The organism is Pacificispira sp. HM-600 (assembly GCF_977993705.1).
In genome coordinates this window covers 2,333,522-2,348,008 of the sequence record NZ_OZ388079.1, presented here as the reverse complement: position 1 = coordinate 2,348,008, position 14,487 = coordinate 2,333,522, and the positions used below count along the sequence as shown (strand labels likewise).

Below are 14,487 nucleotides of genomic sequence, written 5' to 3'. Positions count from 1 at the left end.
ATTACCGCCGATAATCGGATCCGGGGAAAGGTTTCGCACATGAGCGTGATGCGTCTGCGCGTCGCCCTCACTCGCCGTGTCGGGTATGTCCGAGCCCTTCTTCTCGCGATCATAGGCGTCGCCCTCATGATCGTCGGACTGCTGTCCATGCATGGGATGGGCGAAATCGCCGACCACTCGATGCCCGCTACCCAGGCACACGCTGCTGCCTCGGAATCTCTGCCGCACGACAATCCCGCGCCAACAGATCACGAAGAAACCGCAGAAGACTGCGCGCCAGCGTGCCCGTCAGGCGACATGATGACGATGCTCATGTGCGTGGTGGCCCTGATGGTCGGTGCTCTTCTCGTCGGCGTTCGCCCCAAGGCCATGAGCGTGCTCCCGCGGCACCTCGTCGCTCCCGAGATCAAGCACCGGGTTGAAGACATTGCGCCGCCCGCGCCTCCTGACCTGAACGTCCTCTCCATCAGTCGAACGTGAACGGGTAGCTGCCACAACGCAGTCCCGCGCTGAGCGCGGCTTCACCCACACCAAAACTGAACTTGAGGATAAGAAATGCGCACTCGATCCACCCTGCTCGCCGCAGGAACACTTGCCACAGCACTCTTTCTCGCCGGCTGCACCGGCACGAGTATGGAGGGCATGGAGGGCATGAATGGCAACGACCCATCGACAGGCATGTCCGCGGAGGCTACGGATGTCGATTTCAACGACGCCGACGCTACCTTTGCGATGGAGATGATCATGCACCACCAGCAGGCGATCGAAATGTCCGACGTTCTCCTCGCGAAAAGCGACGTCGCGCCTGAGGTCGTCTCCCTCGCCGAACGCATCAAGGCCGCGCAACAGCCCGAGATCGACACCATGAACGACTGGCTTGCGTCTTGGGGCCGGGAGACGATGGGTTCTATGGGCTCCATGGACAGCATGGGCGGGATGATGTCGGAAGAGGATATGACCGCTCTCGAAGGTGCGTCGGGACCGGAGGCATCTTCGCTGTTCCTCGAGCAGATGATCGTGCACCACAAGGGAGCAATCGAGATGGCGCAAGCGGAGTTGACGGACGGGCAGAACCCGGACGCCGTGGAACTGGCCCAGAAGATCATCGACGACCAAACAGCGGAGATTGCGGAGATGGAGCAGCTGCTCACGCAGCTCTAGGCGCTTCGCGCCCGTAACCATCTGCCATCTGCGAGGGGTCGCCGTGAAACGGGCGACCCCTCGCCCACCTCTCTTCGCCAGAAAGCGCTCATGACTCGCACGCCTAAACATCGCTCTCAGCGAGGCCGCACTCAACATCTTCGCCACGCTGTCACAGTCGTCGTCGCCACGCTGACGCTCGTCGGCTGCAGCAACTCACCCGACGCAACAACACCGGAAGACCTCACGGCGCTCCAACACGTCCATGGCATAGTCGGCAATCCCGGCGGCGACGGCATCTTGATCGCCACCCACGCCGGCATTTATGGTCTCGCCTCCGTAGATGGAAATAGTGAGTTGACAAAGCTTGTCGGAGGGTGGGAATTCGATGCAATGGGCATCACCTCGACAGCCGACACTCTCTACGCCTCCGGGCACCCTGGGCCCACGACACCGGAGGGATTCGGCAGTCCGAACGTGGGTTTAGTTCAATCGGACGACGGCGCCCTCACCTGGCGGAGCGTGTCCCTTGCAGGGGTAGCGGATTTTCACGATCTGAGTGCCGTGTCGGAGGAATCCAAAACCATATACGGACTGCAGGGGGAGGCGCTGCGCCGCAGCGACGACGGCGGCCAGACGTGGGTCGACCTTCCCACCGTGCAGGCCCGCGACATTGTCGTGTCCCCCGGCAGCGGAGGCACGCTATACGCGACAACGGAAGCGGGGCTAGCGGTGAGTTCTGACCGCGGCGAGAGCTTCGCCACCGATCCCCGGGCGCCCGTGATGTATGTCATCGCTGCCCGGAACGAAGGGGGCCTCGTCGGAGTCGACCTCGCCGGCACGGTTCGCTACCAGGACGGACCTTCTGCGGAATGGGTTTCCGGAGGCACTCTCTCGGGTACGGCGCAGGCGTTCAGCTATCTGGACGAGTTCGGAGTGCTTCTCGTGGCCGATGACCGAGGAGTGCTCGCGTCGGAGGATTTCGGCGTGTCATGGGTGACCCTGATCGCGTCGTGAATACGCATCTAAGCCGGGGCACCGTCGGCACACCAATAAACGTTGATAACGTAAGGGTGACATGATCGCTCCGGTGCCCTCCCGACCGTCGAGAATGTTGTCCGAGCGCATGTTGATAACAAAGATCATTACGAGTGCGACGCTCGCATTTTTTCTTATTCTCGGTGCGTGGGCGTCGACTCGCTCCGAGCCGGAAGCTGGTGCGCCGGTTCCTCTCAGCGTCGAGCTGATCGATTCACACGTCGAAGCGCCCGCCCCGGCCGTCCAGACCATCGGCAGCACATACTTGGGCACCGACTCACTGTTGGGAATAGCGGTGTGCGCATTTGTGGTGCTGTGCGGGCTTCTTCTCGTGCTGATGGTGACCAACTGGTTCCATTCGCGGGGGCGGCCAACTTACGCCAGCGCAGCGCTCGCGATGACACGCGTGCTCCTCCCTGCACCGCCCCTGCCGCGCAAAGTTGCTCTTTCACTTACACAATTGAGCATTTCTCGAACCTGATACTCGCTGCGCCGTCTTTCTGAGGGCGCCTCGCTCCGGCCGTCCGCCGGAGGCATCCGCTTCTATGCCGTGCGTGTGTTGAGTGTGTGGAGTTTGCTTCGTGAAAACCCCCGTGAAGGCGACATTGATCGCCATCGCTGTCGCTGTCGTTCTGGTGCTTGCCGGAATCATTTATGCCCTCGTGAACCAGAACGAGCCCTCGTCCCCTACGGGCGACGCCGGGCTTGGCTCGGTGGTGCAACCCGACTCGCATGTCGTAGACGACGGAGGTGAGGGCGCGGTCGTTGTCGTGGAGTTCCTGGACTTCGAGTGTGAAGCGTGTGGCGCGTTCTACCCGATCGTGGAAGACCTGCGGGAACAGTTCGACGGCGAGATCACCGACGTCATCCGCTACTTCCCGCTGCCCGGGCACACCAACTCCACGAACGCCGCGCTCGCGGCGGAAGCGGCCGCGCAACAGGGCAAGTTCGAGGAGATGTACAAACGGCTGTTCGAAACTCAAACCGAGTGGGGGGAAGCGCAGGAGTCTCGCGCCGACGTGTTCCGGGGCTTTGCGGAGGAACTGGGGCTCGACCTCGCTGCTTACGACGCCACAGTCGCAGACCCCGCGACGCTGGCTCGGGTGCAGTCGGACTTCGAGGAGGGCCGCGCGCTCGGCGTCAGCAGCACCCCGACGTTCTTCGTGGACGGGGAACTTCTGGAACTTCAGCAGTGGAACGACCTCGAAGACGCGATCGCGCAAGCGGTAACCGGAGCCTCATGACCATCCGCCGCTGCTGAAGGGAGCGAACCGTGGGCGCAGGACACAGCCACGACACCGGGGAGACAACCCCGCGCAAGAGGTTGCTCATCGCATTCTCGATCACCCTGTCGGTGTTCGTGATCGAAGTAATCGGATCGATCATCACCGGCAGCCTCGCGCTGTTGGTCGACGCCGGGCACATGCTCACCGACGTGATCGGCCTCGCAATGGCGGTTACCGCCGCCAGCCTCATGAACCGCCCCCCGTCCGATCGGCACACCTGGGGGCTGCGGCGCGCCGAAGTGCTCAGCGCGCTCGCCCAAGCCGCACTGCTCCTGGGTGTGGGGATCTTTGCTCTCGTCGAGGGCATCCGCCGATTGTTCGAGCCGCCCGAGATCGCGTCGGGCAGCCTGCTGTTCTTCGGCATCGTCGGGCTCGCCGCCAACGTCGCGTCGCTGCTGGTGCTGATGAGCGGCCGCAAACAGAACCTGAACATGCGCGCCGCGTTCCTCGAGGTCGTCAACGACGCCCTCGGCTCGGTCGCCGTTATCGCCAGCGCCATCCTGATAGCCACTCTCGGCTGGTACCGGTCTGACGCGATCGCGGGCATCCTGATCGCCCTGCTGATCATCCCCCGCACGGTCATCCTGCTGCGCGCCTCCGGCAGCGTGCTGCTGGAATCCACTCCGCCCGACCTCGATCTCGGCGAGGTGCGTCGACACATCCTCGGGCTTCCGCATGTCGTTTCCGTGCACGACCTCCATGCCTCCCAGGTCTCGACCGACCTTCCCACCCTGACCGCGCACGTCGTCGTCGACGACACCCTGACCCCGGAGCAGTCCGCACGGATGCTGCAGGACCTGCAGGAGTGCGTCGCCGAGCACTTCCCGGTCAGCATCGAGCACTCCACCTTCCAGATCGAACCGCAATCACACCCCGGAGAGCACACCGCCCATGCGTAAAACCCGCCGCTACCTCTTTTCTGTCATCGCGACAGTCCTTCTCGGGACTGGCATCACACTCACAGTCGCGAGCCCAGCACAGGCCCACGACGATCTGCTGGGCTCGTTCCCGGAGTCAGACTCAACCGTCGCCGTCTCGCCGGATGAGATCACCTTGTCTTTCAGCGGCGAGCTCATCTCTGACATGCAGTCAGCGGTCATCGAGGTGACCTCCGCCGGCGGCGAGAACATCGCTACCGACGCCCCGATTGTCAGTGGCACCGCGATCACGCAACACCTGGCACCCAACCCACCGGATGGCGCCTTTACCGTTCTGTGGCGGGTCGTTTCCGGCGACGGGCACCCGATCAGCGGCGAGTACACCTACACGGTCGAACCCAACCAAGCCGACACGAGCAACCCCGGCGCGAGCGCGACAGACCAGACGCCCGAACCGTCCATAACCATGGCCGTGACAAGCAGTACCACCGGCAGCAACGCACCGTTCGGGGGTGCAGCACTCCTGCCGATCCTCGCCGTACTCACCGGGGTCATCATCCTTGGAGTAGGATTGATCGTGGTATTCAAGGTCACCCGCGAACGTCGACTCCGCAGCGAGGAAGCGGTCGACCGGCGGGCTCAGCAGGGTGCCGAGTCCACGAGTGAGGACGCGTCCCATGAGAAGTGACCGGGTGCGACTGTTCGCGATGGCATTCGTCGTCGCCGCAGTAGTCGTGTTGGTGGATCAGGTAACGAAAGCGGCCGTCATCGCCGGGCTGAGCGAAACGGAGCGGATACCCATCCTGGGTGACCTGCTCGGGTTGCAACTGGCGTTTAACCCCGGGGCGATCCTCTCCCTCGGATCCTCAGCAACCTGGTTGCTCACGCTGCTTGGCGTGATCGCCACGGTGTTCCTCGTCGTCACCGCAACGCATGCTCGCAGCGCCGGGTGGGCGGTGGGCATCGGGCTGATTCTCGGGGGCGCGCTCGGAAATTTGATCGACCGACTGTTCTCACCCCCCGGTTTCGCGCGCGGTCAGGTGACTGACTTTCTCGCGTACGGGAACCTCTTCATCGGCAATCTCGCCGATATTGCCCTCGGCGCCGGTGCAATCGTGCTCGCCCTCGCCCTATTGAGTCGCTCTCAGCGAACCCGCGAAGTCCCTGCCGCGGATCGAGCTGCTAACGAGCCCGAGGCGACGGTGACCGCATGAGTGAGAAGACGCGTGTCGCAGCCCGTTTCCAGCGGAACGCGTTCGCCCCCGGGCTGGTCGCTGCGGCTGTTCTCTTCGTCGCTCCCGTCCTCATGGGGAACGACTGGTTCACCCTGGTGTTGTTCGTGACCGCCATCATGGCTGCCATCGTGGGATGGTTCTCGATCCAGGCGCGCCAGTGGTGGTGGACACCCACATTCCTCGCTATCGCCGTGATCTGGAATCCTGTGTTCCCGTTGCCATTCACGGGCCCCGTTTGGGCGAGCGCCCAACTCGTCGCGGCGGTTGTGTTCCTCGTCGCAGGCGTGCTCATCAAGGTGCCGCGCGCATGAGTCCGCACAAGCGAATCGGATGGACCGCCGCGCTGCTCGCCTTCGGCATCGTGCTCTCGGGATGCGCCGCAAATGATGCTCTCGCAGAGCAGTACCGGAACGGGAGCGAGAAAGGATACATCTCCGGCGACTTTCAGGTCGTAGAGATCCCGGAGCCCGACCGCGGCGATCCGGTGGTGTTCGACGGGGTCACCGAGACGGGCGAGACGGTGTCTAGCGACGACTACCGGGGTGGTGTGCTGGTGGTGAACTTCTGGTATGCCGCGTGCGGGCCGTGCATCGTCGAGGCGCCGTTTCTCGAGGAGGTTTCGCAGGACTATCAGGAACGGGGCGTCGCTTTTCTCGGAGTGAACACCTACGATCAGCCCGCTACGGCGCTGTCCTTCGCGCAAGACAACAACGTCACGTACCCGAGCGTGATCGATGTCAATGACGGGCGGGTCAAGCTCGCGTTCGCGCAGCTCACTCCCATTCAGGCCACCCCGACGACGCTCGTCTTGGATCGTGACGGACGCGTGGCCGCCCGGATCATCGGGCAGCTGGCGAGCGCGTCCATCCTGTCCACCCTCGTTGACGGCGCTCTGGCAGAGGACTCGTCGTGAATCCTGGTCAGGTGGTCTTCGATGGTGCCCTGTGGGTGGCGATACCCATCGCCGTTCTCGCCGGTCTTGTCTCGTTCGTCTCGCCATGCGTGCTGCCGCTCGTGCCGGGCTACCTGGGATACCTCGGTGGCACCTCGGCAGAGAGCGGTGCATCCGCTGACGCGAATGCGCGGACGGCCACCGCGGAGCGTGCCCGCCTGCTGGTGGGCGTGGGGTTGTTCATCGCGGGGTTCACGGTGGTGTTCGTGAGTGTGACGATTCTGGGCGGTACGTTCGGTTACCTGCTGCTGCAGTACACGAACGTCCTGACCCGCATCTTCGGCGTGGTGGTGATCGCGCTCGGGCTGGTGTTCATTGGCTTCTTCGGCATCGCACAACGCACCCTGAGGCCCCGCATCCAAGGCCGGGCCAGCTTGATCGGTGCTCCTCTCCTCGGATTCGCACTGGGTGTCGGGTGGACGCCCTGTATCGGCCCCACACTGGCAGCGATCCTGTCGATGTCGTGGAACCTTGGCGATCCTGCCCGCGCGGGGCTCCTCGGACTTGCCTACTCACTGGGGCTCGGCATCCCCTTCCTGCTGCTCGCGCTCGGCTGGGGATGGGCCTCACGCTCCGTGTCGATCCTCCGCCGCCACATCCGCGTCCTCAACATCGTCGGTGGGGCCCTGCTGGTCGTGCTGGGGCTGCTGATGGTGACCGGGCTCTGGACCGTGCTGATGTCGGCGCTGCAACAGGTGGTGATCAATGTCCCCGTCCCGCTCTAACACCGCGGTCGATCCGCTGCGCCCAGCCGATCACGCCGACACCGACCGCGACGAGATCGCCAGTCCCGCTCTCGGGATCGTCGGGTGGCTGCGATGGGCGTGGCGACAGCTGACCAGCATGCGGACCGCCCTCGTGCTGCTGCTGTTCCTCGCAATCGCCGCCGTCCCGGGTTCGCTGTTTCCGCAGCGTAGCGCCGACCCGAATGGCGTCATCCAGTGGGAGCGCAACAACCCCGACGTCTTCCCCCTCGCCGACGCAATCAGCCTGTTCGATGTGTACTCGTCGCCGTGGTTCTCCGCGATCTATCTTCTGCTATTCGCCTCCCTCATCGGCTGCGTGATCCCGCGCGCGAAGCACCACTACACCGCGCTGCGTTCCCAGCCGCCCCGCACCCCTGCGCGACTGTCTCGACTCCCCGCCTACCAGGAAGCGATCCTGCCTATCGTCGAGCGAAGCCCGGACGCCGCGGGGTTCGCGATCGACCTTGCAGAGCGTCAGTTGCGTCGCGCCGGCTATCGCGTGCACCGTTACGACGGCGCCGGTGGGGCGTCGGTGTCGGCCGAGCGTGGCTACCTGCGTGAGACCGGCAACCTGCTGTTTCACCTCGCCCTGGTCGGTGTGCTCACCTCGGTCGCCATAGGCACCGGATTCGCCTATACCGGCCAGCGGGTCGTGGTGGAAGGAACCACGTTCGTCAACGCGCTCAGCGACTACTCGTCCTTCAATCCCGGTCGGTTCGTAGACGGGACCGGACTCGCTCCGTACTCGCTCACCCTCGACGATTTCCAGGTCTCGTACCGCCTGCCCGGCACGCCCGGGGCCGGACAGGCGGGGGACTTCTCCGCAGACGTCACCGTCCGCACACCCGGAGACGAGGAGAACACCGAAAGCGTGCTCGTCAACTACCCGATCACGGTCGATGGGGATCGGGTCTTCCTCCTCGGCAACGGTTACGCACCCACCCTCTCCATCCGCAACCCCGACGGCGAGCTGGTCTACAGCGAGTCCCAGCCCTTCCTCCCACAGGACACAGCAATGACCTCTCTGGGGATCATCAAGATTCCGGACGGGCTGCCGGAGCAGGTCGGCCTCGTCGGCTTCTTCTACCCCACACAGGGCGTGCTGCCCTCAGGCGCGTTCACCTCGATCTACCCCGACGTGGTAAACCCGGTCCTCACCCTCAATGTGTTCAGCGGCGATCTCGGCATCGACGACGGCACACCCCGGTCGGTGTACACCCTCGACGTCGGCAGTCTGACCCAACTCACCGGGGGCGACTCCGGCCTGGACTCCCTCGAACTCACCCCCGGAGCCACCGCCGATCTCCCCAACGGGTGGGGCACCGTCACCTGGGAGGACGACACGGAACAGGTCGGCGAGCCCGTGAAACGGTTCGCGTCCCTCCAGATTCAGAGCGACCCCAGCGGCGTCTGGGTACTCGTGTTCTCGATCCTCGCCCTCCTGGGCCTATTCGCCGGACTGTTCGTCCCGCGCCGACGCCTCTGGGTCAAAGCTCACCTCACGCCGGACGGGGTTCACGTCGACTACGCCGGTCTCGCGCGGGGAGAGGACCCGGCTCTCTCCCGCGCCGTCACCGACTTCGCATCTCGACACGCCACCGCCTATTCCGACCTGCCGAACGCAGCCACACGCCCATGACGGACTGGATCCCGGACGTACCGCCCACGTTGATGGGGTTCCTTTCCCCTGTCCCGCTACCGTTCCCGCTGCTGCCGCTTGTCGCGGCGATTCTTGCCGCCGCCTACCTTCTGGGGGTTATCCGGATGTGGGTACGGGGGCGGCGCTGGCCGATCTGGCGAACCGTGAGCTTCCTGCTCGGATGCGCCAGCCTCGCCGCCATCACCGGGCTCGGCGTCGAGGCCTACGGATACGCGCTGTTCTCCGTGTTCATGTTCCAGCAACTCACGCTCATGATGGCGATCCCGCCGCTGCTGGTCCTCGGCTCACCGGGCACACTCCTCTTGCGGTCCACCCCCCACGATGGCGTCGGTCGGTCGGTCCTTCAGATCGCGCATGCGGGGCTACGCAGCCGATTCGCGCGGTGGCTTCTCAGCCCCTGGGTCGCGCTACCCCTGTATCTCTTCGCGTTCTACGGCCTCTACCTGGCCGACTTCGCCGACCTCATCCTCGCGTTGCCCGGCGGTCATCTCGGCCTCGAGGTCGGCTTTCTCATCGCGGGGATCCTGTTCACCATCCCGGTACTCTCGGCGGACCCGCTGCCCGTGCGCCTCAATCACGCGGGACGAGCCCTCGACGTCTTCGCGGAAGCCGCGCTGCACGCCTTCTTCGGGGTATTCCTGATGATCTCGGGAAGCCTCCTCATCAACACCTTCGCCGCGTCCAGCCTCGCCCTGGGCGTCGACCCCCTCGAAGATCAGAGAATCGCGGGCGGGCTGGCCTGGTCGTACGGAGAAGCACCCACCCTGCTGATGCTCCTGTTCGTCATGCATCGCTGGTACCGCGACGACACCACACGCGGTGCGGCGGCTGCCCGGTATGCCGACGCACACGGCGACCCCGATCTGGACGCGTACAACGCCTACCTCGAAACCCTCCGCGAGAAAGGCACCTGACGAATGCTTTCGCTCACCTTCGCCTCACCCGACGCGCCGACGGCAGCCGCGCGGGCCAGCATCGGTGCGGGGCTGCCACTGTGGACGGCGGTTCCGATGTCGGCGGTCCGAACCGGCCTCACGCCGGCGTCGGTCGTCGGCGCCGGGCTCAACGCGCTCCTCCTGACCAGGGCCCGAGCCGGGCTGATCCTGTTTGGACTCACTCGCCGTCTCCGTAACCGACCTCGCACCTACCGATAGGAACAATCCCATGTCCGGAACAGAGCCTCTATCCCTCGATGGGATCTCCTTGTTGCTGGTGTGGACGGCAATAGCCACCTACGCACTAGCCTTCATCGCCTTCACCATTGACCTGGCCCTGCGCGCCTCTCGCACCGACTCGGTGTCTCTGCGCGAACATGTCCCCGTGCTCGTTGCGGCAGGCGCCAACGTCCCCCGGCACAGCGCCGCCGATACTGCCGCCGCCGAACAAGGAGCCATCGATGACCTGCGGGTGCCGCCGAGACTGCGGCCCCGGCTGCTGTGGGCTCGCATCGGCACAGCGCTCACCTTCCTCGGGTTTCTGTTCCACGCGGTAGGCACCGTGTTGCGTGGAATCGCGGCCGAGCGGGTTCCCTGGGCGAACATGTACGAATTCGCTCTCACCGGGACGTTGTTGATCGTGGCGGTATTCCTCATCGTCCTCCGGTGGTATGACCTCCGCTTCCTTGGTGCATTCCTCATCGGAATAGTCGTGCTTCTTCTCGGTGGGGCGACGGTCGCTTTCTACGTGGAGGTCGTCCCGCTGATGGATCCCCTGAAGAGCATCTGGCTGGTGATCCACGTGTTCGTCGCGTCCCTTGCCACGGCACTCTTCGCGATCGCATGCGGGATATCAATTGTTCAGCTGCTGCAAGCGCGCCGCGAGACGCGAGCCTCGGCGGTATCAGATGCCGACATTCGCCGCCCTGGACTTCTGCGCACGCTCCCCGGTTCCGACGCCCTGGAATCGCTCTCCTACCGCTTCGCGATTGTCGGTTTCATGTTCTGGACCTTCACGCTCATCGCCGGCGCAATCTGGGCGAACGACTCGTGGGGACGCTACTGGGGCTTCGACACCAAAGAGGTATGGACGTTCGTCATCTGGGTGCTCTACGCCGGCTACATCCACGCCCGAGCGACCCGCGGATGGCGCGGCACGCGTTCCGCCTGGCTGTCCATCATCGGGTTCGCGACCGTGCTGTTCAACTTCACCATCGTCAACATCTTCTTCAAAGGCCTGCATTCATACTCCGGCCTCAGCTGATCGGCGGGTTCAGGACGTCGGGGCGACTGCGGGCTGGGAGTCGTCCAACTCGGTCATGCCGCGAACGAGTGCCGGGCGACGCGCAGCGCGAACGCCGTTCGCGATGACGATCAGCTCCGCGATCTCGTGAACCAGGACGACCCCGGCAAGCCCCAGCACCCCGAATAGCGCGAGAGGGAAGAGCACGACGATGATCGCCAGCGCAAGGCCGATATTGGCGGTCATGATCCGCCGTCCGCGTCTGGCGTGTGCCAGGGCGCTGGGGATGAGGCGGAGATCGTGGCCGGTGAAGGCGACGTCGGCAGATTCGATCGCCGCCGCGGAGCCTTTCGCTCCCATGGCGATCCCGACGGTTGCGGTAGCCAGCGCCGGGGCGTCGTTGATACCGTCACCGACCATCGCGGTCGGACGCGCCGCTACGAGCGCCGCGATCGCGTCGGCCTTGTCTCTCGGCAGCTGCTCGGCCCGGACATCGGTGATTCCGGCTTCCTCAGCGATCGCGTGCGCGGTGCGGTTGTTGTCACCGGTGAGCATGATCGTGTCGATGCCCTGCGCGTGCAACATCCGGACCGTTTCCGGCGCCTCCGGGCGGAGCTCGTCGCGCACCCCGATCAGACCGGCGAGCTGTGCGTCTGCTTCGACGACAACAACGGTCATGCCGCGCGCTGCCATCTCCTCCGCGGCGACGCGGAGCACGCCGGGGTCCAGCCAGCGGGCGTTGCCGACGCGCACGACCCGGTCGCCTACCCCGCCAGTGACACCGTGGCCGGCCTCCTCCACCACGTCAGTCGCGGATGCAGCTCCCGGTCCGGCCTGGGTGATCGCCCTGGCCAGTGGGTGCGTGCTGGTCGCTTCGACCGCTGCAGCCCAGGTCAGAAGTTCCTCGCGGGTAACGCCCGACGCGGGTCGCACGTCCGTGACGGTGGGTTCGTTGCGGGTGAGCGTCCCGGTTTTATCCAGCGCCACCGTACGGATCGTGCCCAACTGCTCGAACGCCTCACCCGACTTGATCACCACACCGAATTTTGACGCAGCCCCGATCGCGCTGATCACCGTCACCGGAACCGCGATCGCCAAAGCGCAGGGCGACGCGGCGACGAGGACCACCAGGGCGCGCTCGATCCAGGTCCCGGGATCCCCCACGATGAACCCGAACACGACGATCGCGGCAGCGGCAATCAGCACGGCAGGCACCAGCGGGCGGGCGATACGGTCGGCCAACCGCGCCCGGTCTCCCTTCCGAGCATGAGCCTGCTCCACCAGAGCAACAATCTGCGTCAGCGAGTTGTCGCGACCATCGGCGGTCGCCTCGATCCGCAGCGTCGCCGCCCCGTTCACGGAACCCGCGACGACCGTCCCGCCGGGCCCGACATCTACCGGAATGGATTCGCCCGTCACGGCGGACGTGTCCAAACTCGACCGGCCCTCCACGACCACGCCGTCGGTGGCGACACGTTCACCGGCACCCACCACGAGGATGTCGAGTTCGCGCACCTCCGCTGCGGGGATCGTGACATCACCGGTCGGACGTGACACGCGCACCGTCTCCGGAATCAGGGAGAGGAGAGCGCGCAGCCCCGCCTTTGCCCGGTCCATCGCACGGTCCTCAAGGGCCTCGGCGAGGGAGAACAAGAACGCAAGCGTCGCCGCCTCGCCCACATGGCCGAGAAGCACAGCCCCGATCGCGGCGATCGTCATCAGCAGTCCCACCCCGAGGCGGCCGCGGAGAAGCCGACGAACAGCACCGGGAACGAACGTGTACGCACCCGCCACCAATGCGGCCGACTGCAACACCACCGCGGGGATGTCGAGCCCGGACCACTCGAAGATGTACCCGACGAACAGGAACACACCCGACAGGACGGAGGGCAGGAGCGCACGGTCGCGCCACCACGCCGGGCGGACCTCCTCATCCTCGCCGTTGCGTTGGAGCACCGTCCGTGCAGGGTCCGAGCCGCAGCACGCGTCACCCTCGTCCGCAGGCACCTTCGTAGCAGGGCCGCCCGGCTCGCGTGGTGCGCAGCAAGCGTCCGTCGCCGCGGGCCGGTGCAGGTCAACTCGTCGCACCGTGCCGGTCTTTCGCGACTCGCCCGGACCGCAGCATTCCTCGCTCACCGGGTCACCCCGGTCACCACCGAGTCGAGTGACCCGATGCTCTCACAACACTCGCACGCGTCATCGGCGCACGGCGTGCCCTCGTCGACCGCGACCACTGCGTCGAGCAGGTGCCTAATGCCGCGGGTCAGGTGACGGTCAGAGATCTCGTATCGGGTGCGGCGACCCTCTGGGGTAGCCACGACCAGACCACACCCCCGCAAACACGACAAATGGTTCGAGACGTTTGTGCGCGTCAGTTCCAGATCTCGCGAGAGCTCTGCGGGATACCCCGGGCCGTCCAACAAGGTCAACAGAATACGCGAGCGCGTCGGATCAGCCATCGCCCGACCGAGCCGGTTCATCACATCGAGACGGGACGCTATAGTCAGCATGCGATGACTATACAGCAGTTACTGACCTAATCTGTTCGGCCCCTCGACAGCAGGGGGCGTGGAAGTGAGCGGCCCGCTGGTGACTGACGCCGCGAAAGTAGGCAGCTTCTCAACGAGGCCCCTGCTGCTCCCGCCGCCTCAACGCCTGGCCTGGGCCCTCCGGCCAACACCTGGGCCCTCCGTCCAACAATCGGAGCGCGCTATGGCTGGCGCGTGGTCAGGATCCCGTCCCCTCCAACCGGTGCCCGTTCCAGCGAAGGCGGATGCGGATGCGGTCGACATGCTCGATCCCCTCGACGTGGGCCAGTGCGCGCGCGACCTTGTCGACGAGTTCGGGTTCTACGCCGTCGAGGAGACGCCGGCCCACGCTGCGGATAGTGCCGATCAGGAGGATGAAGATCGCCGCGAGATGATCAGTCCGACGATGGGGTCGGCGAGGGGGAAGCCGAGGAGCACTCCGATTCCCCCGACGACCGCGAGGGAGGTGACTCCGTCGGTGCGTGCCGCTGAAAACAACAACAATGCTCTGCATGGTGATGGCGGGGGCTGCCGCCGAGAGAATGCTCGGCTTGGAGGATGGCATCGGCCACCAACCGGGATGCGTGCTCGTTCTCCAGCCGGTAGAAGATCTTCTGCCCCTCCTGCCTCGTCGCCACTATGCGAGCCAGGCGCAGCTTGGCAAGTTGCTGCGAGACGGCGGCAGGCGACTTGTCGATCACTTCGGCGAGAGCGCTGACGGAAAATTTGTCCGCATCCTCCAGCGCGAGGACAATCCGCACACGTGTCGCGTCAGCGAGCATCCCGAAGATCTCCACCGCAAGCTCGACGTATGAACTATCCGGACGATACGCACTTGGTTATGAC

General features: G+C 65.1%; 18 protein-coding genes. 14 read left to right on the top strand and 4 right to left on the bottom strand.

Annotated elements, in window-relative coordinates:
- Window positions 1-39 precede the first annotated feature (39 nt).
- The 14 genes from ACXZ1E_RS11225 to ccsB all read left to right on the top strand — a co-directional run bounded on the left by ACXZ1E_RS11225 (window position 40) and on the right by ccsB (window position 11,134).
- The gene (locus ACXZ1E_RS11225; protein ID WP_458040581.1) at window positions 40-480 is read left to right on the top strand and encodes a DUF6153 family protein; all 441 of its coding nucleotides are present in this window, start codon (window positions 40-42) and stop codon (window positions 478-480) included.
- 75 nt (window positions 481-555) lie between these two features.
- Window positions 556-1,161: a DUF305 domain-containing protein gene (locus tag ACXZ1E_RS11220; RefSeq protein ID WP_458040580.1), complete on the top strand. Its 606-nt coding sequence runs from the start codon at window positions 556-558 to the stop codon at window positions 1,159-1,161.
- A gap of 90 nt (window positions 1,162-1,251) precedes the next feature.
- Window positions 1,252-2,157 (top strand): WD40/YVTN/BNR-like repeat-containing protein, encoded by a 906-nt coding sequence (locus ACXZ1E_RS11215; RefSeq protein ID WP_458040579.1) that lies wholly within the window; start codon window positions 1,252-1,254, stop codon window positions 2,155-2,157.
- 61 nt (window positions 2,158-2,218) lie between these two features.
- Complete coding sequence (locus ACXZ1E_RS11210) at window positions 2,219-2,659, top strand: hypothetical protein (protein WP_458040578.1); 441 nt, start codon at window positions 2,219-2,221, stop codon at window positions 2,657-2,659.
- Between the two features lie 100 nt (window positions 2,660-2,759).
- Window positions 2,760-3,422 (top strand): DsbA family protein, encoded by a 663-nt coding sequence (locus tag ACXZ1E_RS11205; RefSeq protein WP_458040577.1) that lies wholly within the window; start codon window positions 2,760-2,762, stop codon window positions 3,420-3,422.
- Between the two features lie 29 nt (window positions 3,423-3,451).
- The gene (locus tag ACXZ1E_RS11200; RefSeq protein WP_458040576.1) at window positions 3,452-4,363 is read left to right on the top strand and encodes a cation diffusion facilitator family transporter; all 912 of its coding nucleotides are present in this window, start codon (window positions 3,452-3,454) and stop codon (window positions 4,361-4,363) included.
- Window positions 4,356-5,030, top strand: coding sequence for a copper resistance protein CopC (locus ACXZ1E_RS11195; RefSeq protein WP_458040575.1), 675 nt, complete (start codon window positions 4,356-4,358; stop codon window positions 5,028-5,030). Before ACXZ1E_RS11200 ends, ACXZ1E_RS11195 begins: the two co-directional genes overlap by 8 nt.
- The gene (locus tag ACXZ1E_RS11190; protein WP_458040574.1) at window positions 5,020-5,556 is read left to right on the top strand and encodes a signal peptidase II; all 537 of its coding nucleotides are present in this window, start codon (window positions 5,020-5,022) and stop codon (window positions 5,554-5,556) included. The genes ACXZ1E_RS11195 and ACXZ1E_RS11190 overlap by 11 nt, the downstream gene beginning before the upstream one ends.
- The gene (locus ACXZ1E_RS11185) at window positions 5,553-5,888 is read left to right on the top strand and encodes a DUF6804 family protein (protein ID WP_458040573.1); all 336 of its coding nucleotides are present in this window, start codon (window positions 5,553-5,555) and stop codon (window positions 5,886-5,888) included. The genes ACXZ1E_RS11190 and ACXZ1E_RS11185 overlap by 4 nt, the downstream gene beginning before the upstream one ends.
- Window positions 5,885-6,490 (top strand): TlpA family protein disulfide reductase, encoded by a 606-nt coding sequence (locus ACXZ1E_RS11180; RefSeq protein WP_458040572.1) that lies wholly within the window; start codon window positions 5,885-5,887, stop codon window positions 6,488-6,490. Before ACXZ1E_RS11185 ends, ACXZ1E_RS11180 begins: the two co-directional genes overlap by 4 nt.
- 11 nt (window positions 6,491-6,501) lie before the next feature.
- Complete coding sequence (locus ACXZ1E_RS11175; protein ID WP_458351948.1) at window positions 6,502-7,254, top strand: cytochrome c biogenesis CcdA family protein; 753 nt, start codon at window positions 6,502-6,504, stop codon at window positions 7,252-7,254.
- Window positions 7,235-8,914 (top strand): cytochrome c biogenesis protein ResB, encoded by a 1,680-nt coding sequence (gene resB, locus ACXZ1E_RS11170; protein WP_458040570.1) that lies wholly within the window; start codon window positions 7,235-7,237, stop codon window positions 8,912-8,914. Before ACXZ1E_RS11175 ends, resB begins: the two co-directional genes overlap by 20 nt.
- Window positions 8,911-9,849: a cytochrome c oxidase assembly protein gene (locus tag ACXZ1E_RS11165; RefSeq protein WP_458040569.1), complete on the top strand. Its 939-nt coding sequence runs from the start codon at window positions 8,911-8,913 to the stop codon at window positions 9,847-9,849. The genes resB and ACXZ1E_RS11165 overlap by 4 nt, the downstream gene beginning before the upstream one ends.
- Before the next feature lie 250 nt (window positions 9,850-10,099).
- A complete protein-coding gene (gene ccsB, locus ACXZ1E_RS11160; protein ID WP_458040568.1) occupies window positions 10,100-11,134 on the top strand; it encodes a c-type cytochrome biogenesis protein CcsB in 1,035 nt (344 codons plus the stop codon).
- A 9-nt stretch (window positions 11,135-11,143) separates the two neighbouring features.
- Here ccsB and ACXZ1E_RS11155 read toward each other — a convergent pair whose 3' ends face one another.
- The 4 genes from ACXZ1E_RS11155 to ACXZ1E_RS11140 all read right to left on the bottom strand — a co-directional run bounded on the left by ACXZ1E_RS11155 (window position 11,144) and on the right by ACXZ1E_RS11140 (window position 14,423).
- Window positions 11,144-13,069: a heavy metal translocating P-type ATPase gene (locus tag ACXZ1E_RS11155; RefSeq protein ID WP_458040567.1), complete on the bottom strand. Its 1,926-nt coding sequence runs from the start codon at window positions 13,067-13,069 to the stop codon at window positions 11,144-11,146.
- Between the two features lie 176 nt (window positions 13,070-13,245).
- On the bottom strand, window positions 13,246-13,623 hold the full coding sequence (cmtR, locus tag ACXZ1E_RS11150; RefSeq protein ID WP_458040566.1) for a Cd(II)/Pb(II)-sensing metalloregulatory transcriptional regulator CmtR: 378 nt from the start codon (window positions 13,621-13,623) through the stop codon (window positions 13,246-13,248).
- Window positions 13,624-13,840: 217 nt separating this feature from the next.
- Complete coding sequence (locus ACXZ1E_RS11145; RefSeq protein ID WP_458351947.1) at window positions 13,841-13,990, bottom strand: hypothetical protein; 150 nt, start codon at window positions 13,988-13,990, stop codon at window positions 13,841-13,843.
- Between the two features lie 46 nt (window positions 13,991-14,036).
- Entirely contained in the window at window positions 14,037-14,423 is a 387-nt protein-coding gene (locus tag ACXZ1E_RS11140) for an ArsR/SmtB family transcription factor (protein WP_458042918.1), read from the bottom strand.
- Window positions 14,424-14,487 lie beyond the last annotated feature (64 nt).

Bases quoted from the DNA above. Each gene is read 5' to 3' on its own strand.
- resB (WP_458040570.1), top strand. From the start codon at position 7,235: ATGTCCCCGTCCCGCTCTAACACCGCGGTCGATCCGCTGCGCCCAGCC.
- ACXZ1E_RS11195 (WP_458040575.1), top strand. From the start codon at position 4,356: ATGCGTAAAACCCGCCGCTACCTCTTTTCTGTCATCGCGACAGTCCTT.
- ACXZ1E_RS11215 (WP_458040579.1), top strand. From the start codon at position 1,252: ATGACTCGCACGCCTAAACATCGCTCTCAGCGAGGCCGCACTCAACAT.
- ACXZ1E_RS11180 (WP_458040572.1), top strand. From the start codon at position 5,885: ATGAGTCCGCACAAGCGAATCGGATGGACCGCCGCGCTGCTCGCCTTC.
- ACXZ1E_RS11225 (WP_458040581.1), top strand. From the start codon at position 40: ATGAGCGTGATGCGTCTGCGCGTCGCCCTCACTCGCCGTGTCGGGTAT.
- ACXZ1E_RS11220 (WP_458040580.1), top strand. From the start codon at position 556: ATGCGCACTCGATCCACCCTGCTCGCCGCAGGAACACTTGCCACAGCA.
- ACXZ1E_RS11190 (WP_458040574.1), top strand. From the start codon at position 5,020: ATGAGAAGTGACCGGGTGCGACTGTTCGCGATGGCATTCGTCGTCGCC.
- ccsB (WP_458040568.1), top strand. From the start codon at position 10,100: ATGTCCGGAACAGAGCCTCTATCCCTCGATGGGATCTCCTTGTTGCTG.
- ACXZ1E_RS11165 (WP_458040569.1), top strand. From the start codon at position 8,911: ATGACGGACTGGATCCCGGACGTACCGCCCACGTTGATGGGGTTCCTT.
- ACXZ1E_RS11185 (WP_458040573.1), top strand. From the start codon at position 5,553: ATGAGTGAGAAGACGCGTGTCGCAGCCCGTTTCCAGCGGAACGCGTTC.
- cmtR (WP_458040566.1), bottom strand. From the start codon at position 13,623: ATGCTGACTATAGCGTCCCGTCTCGATGTGATGAACCGGCTCGGTCGG.
- ACXZ1E_RS11210 (WP_458040578.1), top strand. From the start codon at position 2,219: ATGATCGCTCCGGTGCCCTCCCGACCGTCGAGAATGTTGTCCGAGCGC.
- ACXZ1E_RS11140 (WP_458042918.1), bottom strand. From the start codon at position 14,423: ATGCTCGCTGACGCGACACGTGTGCGGATTGTCCTCGCGCTGGAGGAT.